Genomic DNA, 12,526 nt, shown 5'->3' with positions numbered 1-12,526 from the left:
GCATGAATCTTAAAAGCACTTTCCTAATTATAATTTCCATCATTTCTCTCTCCTGCAAAAAAGAAGAGAAAGAGATTTCGACTAAAAAATCGGTGGAAAAAGATACATTAGTTGTTCAAGATAAACAAGTCACAGAAAGTCCTAGAGATCAAGTGCAACATTTGTTTTCTGCGAATGGCGGTTCTGTTTTGTATCTCAAAAATGGCGAGATCAAAGGTCAGGCCAGATTTGATACAGACGGCGATTTTATTACCGAATTGATGAAGACCAAAACCTACGGAAATTACATTGAGCACGAAGATTATGTGATTGGAAAACAACGTGGCGACACCACATTTTTCTTTAATGAATTTGGAAGGATTGATGAAGGCTGGAACATCATAAAAGGTATTTCCATAGAAAATCCAATGCAGATCGTTTCTTACAAATCGCCAAAAAATCTAGATTCAAAAGAAATAGAGACGATCTCGGAAACCCGACTGATCATCTTCGATCCGGAAACAAAAACCTTCAAAGATGAAAATTCACCAGAAGCTGATGCATACTTCACGGCAATGGACGACTGGAGTTTCTATTCGTCCGAATTGAGCGAAGGTTTTGGAAAACTGGGAATTCAGACAAAGCATTTGAGCAAAAGATATCTGAGTATCAATTCCCCCGATCGGGAAAATGTTATCATCGATACAAAATCAAAAATCAATGGAAATCTGGTGCTGGCTTTACTTTACAGAAAAGGCAAAATGCCAATTATAATACATTTGATTTTTAATGATAATAATATAGACGAAGTGAAGGCATATTTGAATTAAATTCGATTTGCAAAGGATTTATAAAAAAAGCACCCAAATGTTGGATGCTTATGTATATTCTAATTTGCATTATTAAACTCACTGATAAAATGCAACTTCACATTCGGAAACTTCTCCTGCGTCATCACGATCGTGAAAGATGAATCTGCAAGGAAAACCAATTGGTCATATTTATCTCTCGCTAGGAATCTTTGTTTCAATCTTGCAAATTCCTGGAATTCCTCAGACCTTTCGTCCGCTTCCACCCAACAAGCTTTATGGATTCCGATTGGTTCGTAGTTACATTTTGCGCCATATTCGTGCTCCAAACGGTATTGGATAACCTCGTACTGTAGCGCTCCAACTGTTCCAATGATCTTTCTGTTGTTCATCGTCAAAGTGAAAAGCTGAGCAACACCTTCGTCCATCAGCTGGTCAATTCCTTTGGCCAACTGTTTCGCTTTCAACGGATCATCGTTGTTGATGTAACGGAAATGTTCCGGAGAAAAATTGGGGATTCCTTTGAAACTGATCTTCTCACCAGCCGTCAAAGTATCGCCAATTCTGAAATTTCCAGTATCGTGAAGTCCCACGATATCGCCTGGGAAACTCTCGTCCACAACTTCTTTTTTGTCCGCAAAGAAAGCGTTGGGAGAGGAGAACTTCATCTTTTTGCCTTCTCTTACAAGCAGATAATTCTCATTTCTTTTGAAAGTTCCGGAAACGATTTTCACAAACGCCAGACGGTCTCTGTGTTTCGGATCCATATTTGCGTGGATCTTGAACACAAATCCAGTGAAATTTTTCTCTTCAGGTTTTACAATTCTTGTCGAACTTTCCTTTGGCTGAGGCTTCGGCGCAATCTCGATGAAAGCATCCAACAATTCTCTCACTCCAAAATTATTCAATGCAGAACCGAAGAAAACCGGTTGCAGATCGCCATTCATATAATCGTCGCGGTCAAATTCCGGATAGACAGATTCTACCAATTCCAATTCCTCACGAAGCGTCGCAGCGGCTTTTGCACCAACCAACTCATCAATTTGAGCATCATTGATGTCGTCAAACTTGATCGCCTCACCAACTTTCTGTTTTTTCTCTTCCAAAAATAATTGGATATTATTTTCCCAAATATTATAGATCCCTTGGAAGTCCGCTCCCATACCAATTGGCAAGGAAAGTGGCGTCACGCGAAGACCCAATTTCTGTTCCACTTCATCCAGAAGATCGAAGGCATCTTTACCTTCACGGTCCAATTTATTGATGAAAACCAGCATCGGAATATTTCGCATTCTACAAACCTGAACCAACTTTTCCGTCTGTTCCTCAACCCCTTTTGCAACGTCTATCACGACGATCACAGAGTCAACGGCCGTCAAAGTTCTGTAAGTGTCTTCAGCAAAATCCTTGTGACCCGGCGTATCCAAAATATTGATCTTGTGGCCTTTATATTCAAAAGCCAAAACTGAGGTCGCTACGGAAATCCCTCTTTGACGCTCGATCTCCATAAAATCGGAGGTTGCTCCTTTTTTGATCTTGTTGGATTTTACCGCGCCCGCTTCCTGGATCGCTCCTCCAAAAAGAAGAAGTTTCTCTGTAAGCGTCGTTTTTCCCGCATCGGGGTGAGAGATGATCCCGAAAGTTTTTCTCCTGCTGATTTCTTGTTCTAAAGACATAATAAAATTTGAGACTGCAAAAATCGTGTTTTTTATCGAATTCTGAAAGGTCTATATTTTAAAAATTTATTACTGTTTTTTTTGTAATTTTGGTAAAACAATAACTATGAAATTTGATTCTATTGATACATTTTTAAACTATGGAATTTTTGTAATTCCTGAATATCAAAGAGGATATTCTTGGGGTAATGAACAATTAACAGATTTTGTAAATGATCTTAGTGATGTCGAATATATTAAAGAACATTATGTAGGTACTGTAACATTAATAAAAAGTGGCAGTGAGCTTATAGGCATAAGTGATAAAAATAAATATGATATTGTTGATGGTCAACAGCGAATTACTTCGATACACATATTTTTAATTAGCTTGTACTATAAAATATTTGAGATAGATAAGGCAAAAGCTGATGATGAAATAATCAAGCAAGTTATATATAAAGGGAAACCTCTTTTAAGATTAAATAATAAAAACGATCAAGAATTTTTTAATTATTTATTAAATGAAAATAACATAAATAATTTAAAACAAAATAAAGATAGAGCAGCAACTAAAAGCCAAAAAAATCTATTGAACGCTAGACTCTTTTTTGATAATTACTTTAATAAATCTTCTATTAAATCTATTATAAATGTAAGACGAAATTTATTATCAAAATTTAAGCTCAATGTATTCGAATTGGAGGAGGAGAGTGAAGTTGGATTAATTTTCGAAACAATGAACGATAGGGGATTGCCGCTTTCTGATATTGATAAAATAAAAAATTATTTAATTTATTTATCTCATAAACTTAACGATAAATCTCTAGCCAAAGAAATAAATAAAAAATTTGGAGAAATTTTCACTGAGCTTATGCAAATAGATAATGGAGGATCAGTAAGAATTGAAAATCAATTTTTGAAAGATTCTTATATTATTTATAAAGGAGAAACTAGAAATATTAATGATATCCATCAAAGAGTGAAAGATATGATTTCACAAAGAGAGGTTTTAAAAATAGGTAGCTTATTTGATAATAATAAGCCTCTGATGAATAAAAAATTAGATGAAATTGAACAGTTTTCAAAATTTTTACACAGATGTTCTTCTAATTATGCAATGTTATTAAATAGGAATTTTGAAAATGAAGAGATTAATTGCGCTTTATTAAGATTGGATATTTTAGGAAAAACTGAAACTTTTTTACCATTGTTTCTCTCTATTTTATCACATAGAGGTTTTAAAAAAGATTTTTTAATACCAATATGTGAAATTTTAGAAATTTTCAGTTTAAAGATTTACGTTTTTGGTAATAGAAAATCAAATACTGGAAATTCAGTTATCAATGATTTTGCTCATAGGATATTTGTCAATAAATTGAATTTTACAGATTTAAAAAAAGAATTAAGGTTGCTTGTTACTAAGAATTCTAATACAACTGAAATTAGAAATTCAATTATAAATAATAATGCTTATAAAGTTCTTAGCGATAATACTGTGAAATTATTATTATATGACTACGAAACTTATTTACAAAAAGATTTAAAATTTAAATACAATATTGGATCACTCAATGAATTTTTTGCTAATAAAAAAATTTCTATTGAACATATTTTGCCTCAAAAATTACAGCCCGGTTTCACAGAAGCACCTAATAGCCAATCATTTGGTAATTTAGTACTTACTTTTGATAATAGTGTTTTAAATAATAAAAGTTTTTTACAGAAAAAAAACATTTATCAAAAATCTAATTTAGAGAGTGAAAGGCAACTTTTTTATTATGAAGATTGGAACGAAAAAACTATTAGAGAAAGAGGAAAGAAGATCTCAAAATTTATTTTTGAAAGATGGAGTATTTAATATGTCTTTTTAATTAAATTTATTCCTCAAAACTTGATACTCAGGATCCTCAATAATATTAATTGCCACCACATTTTCCGCGTTTTTTATCAACCGCAAACAATCAGAACTCAAATGTTTCAACCGAACAGTTTTCCCTTGACTTTGATAGCGTTCTGTAATTTTATTAAGAATATCAATCGCAGACATATCCACAATACGACTTTCCTTGAAATCTATGATCACTTCTTTTGGGTCATCCATCACATCAAATTTCTCAGCAAAAGTGGTCGTCGAACCAAAAAATAATGGTCCGAAAATCTCGTAATGCTTTACGCCATTATCATCAATATATTTCTTCGCTCGGATTCTTTTCGCACTTTCCCAAGCGAACACCAAAGCGGAAATAATGACACCAATCAAAACCGCCAAAGCCAGATTGTGAAGGAAAACGGTAATCAAAGTCACAACAACCATCACAAAAATATCAGATTTCGGAAATCTCTTGATAGCTTTGAAACTTGCCCATTCAAAAGTTCCGACAGCAACCATTATCATTACGCCAACCAAAGCAGCTACAGGCATTTTTCCAATCACCGGTGCACCAAAAAGGATGATGAAAAGAATAACCAAAGCGGCAACAATCCCAGACAGTCTGGCTCTTGCACCAGCCGAAAGATTGACCAAAGTCTGCGCAATCATCGGACAACCGCCCATTCCGGTGAAGAATCCGTTGAGAATATTGGCTGTTCCTTGTGCAACGCATTCTCGGTTGCTGTTTCCTTTGGTATTTGTGATTTCATCAACCAAATTTAAAGTCAACAAACCTTCCGTCAATCCAACGGTTGACATGATTAAGGCAAATGGGAAAATGACCTTCAAAACTTCAAAAGACATCTCGACATTCGGAATGTGAAACGGTGGAAAACCGCCTGCAATATTAGCAATATCATTCACTGTTTTAGTTTGAATTCCGAAAATCATTACCAAAGCAAAAGTGACCGCAATCGCCACCAAAGACGCTGGAATTTTCTTTGTCAATCTTGGAAATATTAAAATAACAGAAATCGTCAACGCAACCAAGCCTAGCATTATATACAAAGGACTTCCAAACAACCAATTTTCCGAACCTTGGATTTTGAACTGATTGATCTGCGACATAAAAATCACAATTGCCAAACCATTCACAAAACCGTACATCACAGGTTGCGGAACAAGCCGAATGAATTTTCCCAACTTAAAGATCCCCACAAAGATCTGAATGATTCCGGCCAAAACCACGGTCGCAAAAACATATTCGATGCCGTGGGAAATCATTAATGGAATCAAAACAATCACCGTTGCACCAGCACCACCAGAGATCAATCCAGGTCTTCCTCCAAAAATTGCAGTGACCAATCCCATGATGAAAGCGGCGTACAAGCCTGTCAACGGCGAAAATCCAGCAAGAATCGCAAACGATAAAGATTCCGGAATCATTGTCATTGCAACGGTGAGTCCAGCGAATATTTCGTTTCTGTAATTTACTTTTTGAGAGAAATCAAAAAGGTTGAGAACTTTCTGCATAAAAATTTGAAAATGCGAAATTAGTGAGAATTGTGGCAGGAAAGTTTATTCAGACAACTTCATTTTTAGATAAAAGACCAATCCCAATCCTATCATCACAATTCCAATACTGAATGGGAAAATATAATTCAGTCCAAAAATGTCGGCTACGCCACCAATCAACGGACCAGTGATTCCCAAAGAAATATCGATGAACAATCCATAGCCAGCCAAAGCTGAACCTTGATTGGAAGATGGAACAGTTTTCATCGCCATAACGCCCAGAGCCGGAAATATCAATGAAAATCCCAATCCAGTGATTCCAGCGCCGATCAATGCAAAATAAGGATGATTGGACAGGCTGATTATCGTTAAACCAAGCGTCTCTACCGCCAGACTCACAATCGCAACATTGATCCCGCCAAATCGGTTGATCGCATTACTAAAGACCAATCTACCTGCTACAAACAATATCCCGAAAACCGACAGACACATTGCTCCGTTTTGCCAATGATAATAATCGTAATAAAGCGTGATAAATGTAGAGATAGAAGCAAACCCTAATCCGCCCAAAGCCAGTCCCAGACCATAAGGTGCGACCTTACTCAAAACTTTCCAAAAAGAAGTTGGCTCACCTTCCGATAATTCTCCAGTTTTATTTTCTTTGGTATTTGCTAGAAAAAATCCTAAAATTCCGAGGACTACAATGAGAATTCCTAAACCATAAAAATTGAAATGCTTCACAATGGTCACACCTAACGATGCACCCAAAGCCAAAGCACCGTAACAAGCAACGCCATTGTAAGAAATGATCTTCGCCGTATGTTTTTCCCCAAAGGCCATTATTGCCCAGTTGATGGGACTCGCGCCAATCATTCCCTCGGCACAGCCTGTAAAAAGTCTTGTTACAATTAAAAATGATAAACTTACAATAGGGGAGAATTTGAAATAATAAGCCATTATCAATACCAATCCTGTAAAAGCGAAACTCAGCATACTAACAAGAACAGCAGGTTTTGGTCCTTTGCTATCGATGATTTTGCCAGAATAGGCGCGCATCAGAAATGTCATCACATATTGTAAACTAATGACAATTCCCGCAACCAGCATACTGAAACCAAGACCTTTGCTAATGAAAATAGGTAAAACCGATAATGATAATCCGATGATAAAATAACCTATAAATGTGAAGAAGACGTATGAAATCAGGGAATAAGAAATATTTTTGCTTTGTTCAATCGTTGCATCCATAACTCTAAAAATTAATCTGCAAAGATACTTCGGAAATCGATTTTGAAGAATTTTCTGATATTAAGAAATGGATAATTTTTGAAGATTCAGAAAGGTTTTTATTCTAATAATTTACCAAAAATCAGTAACTTTCGGCTTCTAATCAAATTAGAAGATTTTTTAAAACTAATTCCACCATCAATGACGAAGCTTCAGAAGTTAAAGAACGCCATTCAGTACATCATCAAACAACCAAGTTTACTCAATATTATTCTCGATCTGAATGATATTAGAAAACAAGAATTTCAAAAAAAATATCCTCAATTTTTAAGTCTTCCGGAAGTTTCTTTGGACGAAATTTCGGGCGGAAATTTTGAATCGAACATTGATTTGTGCATTTTGGACGGCGGTTCACTTCCGACAGATTTGGCTTTGTTAAAGACCTTATCTAAAGGAAAAAATTCTTATTTCGAAATTGGAACTTGGCGAGGAGAAAGTGTATGGAACGTAGCGAAAGAAATTGATGATTGTACAACACTCAACCTTTCCAAAGAAGAAATGGAAGCAATGGGTTGGAACAAAAGATATGCGGAACTTCACGGAATTTTATCCAAGAAAAATCCAAAAATCCTGCATCTTGAAGGCAACACCAAAACCTATGATTTTGCTGGATTGAATAAAAAATATGATCTCATTTTCATAGATGGCGACCATTCTTACGAAATGGTAAAACACGACACAGAAAAGGTTTTTCAGCATTTGGTTCACGACGAAACAGTGGTTGTGTGGCACGATTACGCCTACAATCCTGAGAAAATCCGATATGAAGTTTTCAAGGCGATTTTGGATGCGTTGCCAAAAGAATTGCATCATAATCTTTATCATCCGCAAAATACGATGTGTGCCATTTTCACAAAGAAAAAATATAAAACTTCAACGTTTGAAAGTCCGAAAACACCGGAAGTTTTGTTTGAAGTGAAATTAAAATCAAACCAATTTTAACTTGAAATTTCTCATCATTATTCCTGCGCACAACGAAGAACAGAGCATTGCTTCGTGTTTGGAATCTTTGCAAAAGCAGAGTTTTCAGGATTTCATTTGTGTGGTCGTGAATGATGGTTCAACAGATAACACTTCTCAGATCATAAATGATTTTAAGATTCAGGATTCTAGATTCAAGATTCAGGATCTAGAAATATCTGAACATCAACCAGGTGCAAAAGTGGTGAGAACATTTAACAAAGGTTTGGAATCTGTAGATTGGAAAAGCTTTGATGTGATTTGCAAATATGATGCAGACATCATTTTTCCTAGAAATTATCTTGAAAAGGTAAATCAAGTTTTTAAACAAAATCCGAAAGCTGGATTAGTTTCCGGTTTGGTTTACATCAGAAATTACAAGCAAAATCCAGAAATTAAAAATCTGAAATTACCAAGTGAAAATTTGTTTGATTTTAGCAATAAAAATCACGCTTGGGTTTTCGAAAATCTATCATCCAAGGATCACGTTCGTGGCCCGATAAAGGCTTATAGAAAGGAATGCTTTGAAGCTATGAATGGACTTAGACCCGTTTTAGGCTGGGACAACTTAGATGTTTTGCTGGCTAAAAAAAGCGGTTGGGAAGTTATAACCATTAAAGATATTTGGGTCAAACATTTGCGTCCAACAGCTTACAAATACAAAGACCAGAAAGCGGAAAAACTTGGGCAATATTTTTACAACATAGGTTTGAGTTTGCCTTTAGCAATGATCTCTTCTGTAAAGTCCAGTTTCAAAAACCGCTCTGCGAAAGAATTTTTGATCACGATCGGTTCATTTTTAAAACAAAATGAAAAACGCGGATTGAGTAATGAAGAAATCAAATTTATCCGGAATCTGCGATGGAAAGAGTTCTTTAAAAACTTCGGATTATGAAATTTTATTAAAAATGACGGACACAAAAAGAAAAGGCGCACGTTCTACAAAAGATATTCCTGCAGATATTTTGGAGCAACTGAATTCTGGAGAGATAGAAACCGCCAATCTTGTGGAATGGCTGGCTATCGATCAAACCATTTTGTTGAAAAATCTACTCAGAAAACACAATAGAGAACATTATTTGGAACCAATATTGTCCAATGTCGAGAATCTAAAAAAACAAACTGTAAATACCATAAACGAAGCGATTGGGACTGCACTTTTTGAGTTGTCGATTTCTAATAATGATGAAGAAATCTTATCTATCATTTCCATTCACAAAGCTGATGTTGTCCGCTGTTGGGCGACTTATACGATTGGAAAAAACCAAAACCTAGGTATTGAAGAAACTCTTGAAAAGATAAAAATTTTTGCTGCTGACAAACATTTTGGAGTCAGGGAAATTTCGTGGTTGGCAATAAGACCCAAAATTTTAAAGCATTTGGAAAAAAGTTTGGCAATCCTTTCTCAATGGACAAATGATGACGATGAAAACGTGAGAAGGTTTTCAACTGAAGCTACAAGACCGCGAGGTGTTTGGTCCGAGCATATCGAACAATTAAAACAAAATCCAGAAATTGCCTCGCCAATACTGGAAAAATTAAAATCGGACAAGTCAAAATATGTTCAGGATAGTGTGGGAAATTGGTTGAATGATGCAAGTAAAACTCAAGCAAAATTTGTGGAAGAACTTTGTAGAAAGTGGTTGCAGGAGAGCAATACAAAAGAAACAAACTACATTGTAAAAAGAGCTTTGAGAACTATTGACAAGGCAAAATCATAGAATGAAGACATGAAGAGAATCGCTTACATAGAACTCGATACACACGCAGAGCTTGCCAATAATTTCTTTGAATTGACGAAAAATTCAACTGACCTTTCTGTTGATTTTTATTTTTCTGAGAAAATCTACAAATTACTTAAACTCGAAGGGAAAAACATCTTCCTAACAGATTATTCTGAACTTTTGGAAGTCTTGAAAAAGAAGAAATATGATTTGATAATCATTGGAACGGTTCATCGGCATTTCAATTTTTATAAAGCGATTGTCAAGAAATATAATACGGCGATTGTGGTTCATAATCTGAACTTTACAAAAGCTTCAAGATGGGAATTGTTCAAAAGTATTTTCAAAAAAGACCGACAATACAGACTCAAATTATTCCTGAAAGAAGGATTTTTGGAAGCTCCTAAAGTTTACAAGAGAGCGAAATATCTTTTAGGAATTGATGAATTGATAGCCAAACAAAATGATTTGAAATTTCTGCCGATTATTTTTAATCAATTTAATTCTGAAACTTCGCAAAAAGATATAATTAGAATTGTAGTTCCTGGCGCAGTTTCTCAAAGTAGGAGAGATTATTATTCGTTCTTTGAAAAGCTAAAAAACTTTAAAGATATCAATCATAATTACGAAATTGTATTTCTGGGAAAAGCTTTTGATGAAGAATTAGAAAGATTAAATAAACTTGTAGATGAATCTCCTCAATTTATTAAAATTCAACACTTTGAAGAAAAATTAATACAGGGAGAATTTGATGAATGGATGTTGAAAACAGATATTTTATATTGCCCAATTCAAACCGAAACCGCGTTCTTTTCGGTTAAAGAAATCTACGGAAAAACTAAAATCAGCGGAAACATCGGCGACGCTATCAAATATGGAAAACCTGCGATTTTCCCGACCACTTATCCTTCTGATTTAGATTTTATTATGGCAGAACAAAAAGATTTACAATCTCAGTTTTCTGAGGTAAAAAACCTTAAATTTGATTTTAGCAACTATTCGAATGAAATTGTCTCTAAAAAACTTAAATTACTTCTTGAAAATATTTAATTAAAAAATATATTGATGAAAAATTACACTTTAATAGCCGTTGTTTCTTTGGTGATCTTGACTTTGATCCAATTGGCGTACATGTTCCAACGTTACGGCTTTTCGGAAAATGTCTATTTGGTAACCAATATTTTACAGATTCTGGCCTATGCAGGGCTTACTTCTTTTTTTGTCAAATTGTATCAAAAACAGAAATGATATGAACGAAGAATTTAATGAATTGTTCGATATCAAGGATGATGAAAAAGAGATTTCAAATCTTCCCGTTCCAAAGCAAAATGTCTTGGTTCACAGTATTATAAGAGTCGTTATTTTAATTGTTGCGACAGTTCTCATACTTGGACTATTATTTGTAGCTGCAATTGATGGTGAAATTGGCCTTGCCATTTTAGCGCTTGCGATTGTAATTGCGTGGTTTGGAATTATGATCGCCGAGGCAAAAAACTTAAGAAAGAAAAATAAAAACAACTTGGCCGATGCCAATAATATGATAATAGTTCTCGCGGTTGTAACAGTTTTGTCTCTTTTTGCCTACATCGCTACAATGCAATAAAGATTATTATTTCGCTCTCTGAAAACTCTTTCTCAAAACCACTTTTGACCTTCTCAAATGTTTGATGGAATTGAATCTAATTCTTTCATTATACAAAAACCAGCCACCAACACAACCAATCGCGCTTCCAATTAAAATCTCTAAAAATCTCATTTGCAACAAGTAATCGGGTTCAAGTGAAGTAGAACTTCCGGTTTCGGCGAGAAGAATTCCCATTGGTGTCAGAAACATCACGGCCAAAGCATAATGTCTTGTAATTAAAATTTCGACGATGATTTGAAGCGTGATGATGCAGATACAAATCCATAAAGGCGAAGTAACGTAAGAAAAGATTAACCAAGCAATTCCAAGTCCGATAGTTGTCCCGATAATCCGATGCAACCCACGTTTCCAGATGTGGTAACTATTGACGCCCTGCAAAACTGCCAAGCTGGAAATCGGAATCCAGTAAGGATAATCAAGATTGAAAAATTTACCCACAAAAACCGAAACCAACATACATATCCCGATGATAAAGGATTCTACAAGATTGACGTAAGGATTGATATTAAAAGTTGCTACATTTTTGTTAAGTTCTTTTTTAGAAATCAATAAACTGTAAATCAAACAAATAAGACAAGCACTAAGAGTTCCAATCGTGAAAATTCCAACTCGTTTTGGAATCAATTCAGGCGCGTGTGGAAGTCCGATTGCCATTGAGGCCATCATTATAAAGAAAAAACTCCCCGGCGGTTTTAGATTAAAATATCTTGCAACAAAATAAGCAACTGTCGATAAAATCCCAAAAACCAACGATGCAATCCAAAGATTAAAACTAAACGCCAATCCCAAACTGTACGAAATAATCATCCCAAAAGAACAAACAAACATCTTCATCATCGTCTCGATAAAGCCACTGTTGCTGGGAATATAAATGATGACCAATCCTGCAAGACTGGCTGTAAGCGCAGACCTGATGTCCCCCAAAAAGTAACCAAACATCAACGGAATTCCAACCGCAAGTCCCGCCAGAAAAGGAATATGCCAGCTTCTCGGCGAAGGTTTTAATTTGAAAAAGGAGAGGAGTTCGTTTTTAAGATAGTCAGATTTCAAGTTTTGATTTTATTAGATTTGATCGTGGT

General features: G+C 35.1%; 12 protein-coding genes. 8 read left to right on the top strand and 4 right to left on the bottom strand.

Going from position 1 to position 12,526, the window contains the following annotated elements:
- Positions 1-2 precede the first annotated feature (2 nt).
- Positions 3-809 (top strand): hypothetical protein, encoded by an 807-nt coding sequence (locus AXA65_RS10715; protein WP_063970098.1) that lies wholly within the window; start codon positions 3-5, stop codon positions 807-809.
- Positions 810-868: 59 nt separating this feature from the next.
- Here AXA65_RS10715 and AXA65_RS10710 read toward each other — a convergent pair whose 3' ends face one another.
- Positions 869-2,464: a peptide chain release factor 3 gene (locus tag AXA65_RS10710; RefSeq protein ID WP_063970097.1), complete on the bottom strand. Its 1,596-nt coding sequence runs from the start codon at positions 2,462-2,464 to the stop codon at positions 869-871.
- Positions 2,465-2,570: 106 nt separating this feature from the next.
- Between AXA65_RS10710 and AXA65_RS10705 the strand changes: the two genes are divergently transcribed.
- Positions 2,571-4,304, top strand: coding sequence for a DUF262 domain-containing protein (locus AXA65_RS10705; RefSeq protein ID WP_063970096.1), 1,734 nt, complete (start codon positions 2,571-2,573; stop codon positions 4,302-4,304).
- A gap of 9 nt (positions 4,305-4,313) precedes the next feature.
- Here the strand turns inward: AXA65_RS10705 and AXA65_RS10700 are convergent, their stop codons facing one another.
- Both AXA65_RS10700 and AXA65_RS10695 read right to left on the bottom strand, forming a co-directional pair.
- Positions 4,314-5,849 (bottom strand): SulP family inorganic anion transporter, encoded by a 1,536-nt coding sequence (locus AXA65_RS10700; RefSeq protein WP_063970095.1) that lies wholly within the window; start codon positions 5,847-5,849, stop codon positions 4,314-4,316.
- Positions 5,850-5,894: 45 nt separating this feature from the next.
- Positions 5,895-7,079: an MFS transporter gene (locus tag AXA65_RS10695; RefSeq protein ID WP_063970094.1), complete on the bottom strand. Its 1,185-nt coding sequence runs from the start codon at positions 7,077-7,079 to the stop codon at positions 5,895-5,897.
- A 180-nt stretch (positions 7,080-7,259) separates the two neighbouring features.
- Here AXA65_RS10695 and AXA65_RS10690 point away from each other — a divergent pair, with 180 nt between their 5' ends.
- The 6 genes from AXA65_RS10690 to AXA65_RS10665 are packed head-to-tail and all read left to right on the top strand — an operon-like array spanning position 7,260 to position 11,405.
- Positions 7,260-8,060 carry a class I SAM-dependent methyltransferase gene (locus tag AXA65_RS10690; protein ID WP_131797802.1) on the top strand — a complete coding sequence of 267 codons (801 nt, stop codon included), beginning with the start codon at positions 7,260-7,262 and terminating at the stop codon, positions 8,058-8,060.
- 1 nt (position 8,061) lies between these two features.
- Complete coding sequence (locus tag AXA65_RS10685) at positions 8,062-8,973, top strand: glycosyltransferase family 2 protein (RefSeq protein ID WP_063970092.1); 912 nt, start codon at positions 8,062-8,064, stop codon at positions 8,971-8,973.
- A gap of 13 nt (positions 8,974-8,986) precedes the next feature.
- Positions 8,987-9,799: a DNA alkylation repair protein gene (locus tag AXA65_RS10680; RefSeq protein WP_063970132.1), complete on the top strand. Its 813-nt coding sequence runs from the start codon at positions 8,987-8,989 to the stop codon at positions 9,797-9,799.
- A 9-nt stretch (positions 9,800-9,808) separates the two neighbouring features.
- Positions 9,809-10,852, top strand: a complete 1,044-nt coding sequence (locus AXA65_RS10675; RefSeq protein WP_063970091.1) for a hypothetical protein — start codon at positions 9,809-9,811, stop codon at positions 10,850-10,852.
- Between the two features lie 15 nt (positions 10,853-10,867).
- Positions 10,868-11,050, top strand: a complete 183-nt coding sequence (locus AXA65_RS10670; protein ID WP_063970090.1) for a hypothetical protein — start codon at positions 10,868-10,870, stop codon at positions 11,048-11,050.
- A gap of 1 nt (position 11,051) precedes the next feature.
- Positions 11,052-11,405 carry a hypothetical protein gene (locus tag AXA65_RS10665; RefSeq protein ID WP_063970089.1) on the top strand — a complete coding sequence of 118 codons (354 nt, stop codon included), beginning with the start codon at positions 11,052-11,054 and terminating at the stop codon, positions 11,403-11,405.
- Positions 11,406-11,411: 6 nt separating this feature from the next.
- Here AXA65_RS10665 and AXA65_RS10660 read toward each other — a convergent pair whose 3' ends face one another.
- Positions 11,412-12,497: an FUSC family protein gene (locus AXA65_RS10660; protein WP_063970088.1), complete on the bottom strand. Its 1,086-nt coding sequence runs from the start codon at positions 12,495-12,497 to the stop codon at positions 11,412-11,414.
- Positions 12,498-12,526: the final 29 nt, after the last annotated feature.

The organism is Chryseobacterium sp. FP211-J200 (assembly GCF_001643375.1).
GTDB lineage: Bacteria > Bacteroidota > Bacteroidia > Flavobacteriales > Weeksellaceae > Epilithonimonas > Epilithonimonas ginsengisoli.
This window is presented reverse-complemented; position numbering and strand designations above follow the sequence as displayed.

Coding starts and splice junctions, on each gene's coding strand:
- AXA65_RS10715 (WP_063970098.1), top strand. CDS start 3: ATGAATCTTAAAAGCACTTTCCTAATTATAATTTCCATCATTTCTCTC.
- AXA65_RS10710 (WP_063970097.1), bottom strand. CDS start 2,464: ATGTCTTTAGAACAAGAAATCAGCAGGAGAAAAACTTTCGGGATCATC.
- AXA65_RS10705 (WP_063970096.1), top strand. CDS start 2,571: ATGAAATTTGATTCTATTGATACATTTTTAAACTATGGAATTTTTGTA.
- AXA65_RS10700 (WP_063970095.1), bottom strand. CDS start 5,849: ATGCAGAAAGTTCTCAACCTTTTTGATTTCTCTCAAAAAGTAAATTAC.
- AXA65_RS10695 (WP_063970094.1), bottom strand. CDS start 7,079: ATGGATGCAACGATTGAACAAAGCAAAAATATTTCTTATTCCCTGATT.
- AXA65_RS10690 (WP_131797802.1), top strand. CDS start 7,260: ATGACGAAGCTTCAGAAGTTAAAGAACGCCATTCAGTACATCATCAAA.
- AXA65_RS10680 (WP_063970132.1), top strand. CDS start 8,987: ATGACGGACACAAAAAGAAAAGGCGCACGTTCTACAAAAGATATTCCT.
- AXA65_RS10675 (WP_063970091.1), top strand. CDS start 9,809: ATGAAGAGAATCGCTTACATAGAACTCGATACACACGCAGAGCTTGCC.
- AXA65_RS10670 (WP_063970090.1), top strand. CDS start 10,868: ATGAAAAATTACACTTTAATAGCCGTTGTTTCTTTGGTGATCTTGACT.
- AXA65_RS10665 (WP_063970089.1), top strand. CDS start 11,052: ATGAACGAAGAATTTAATGAATTGTTCGATATCAAGGATGATGAAAAA.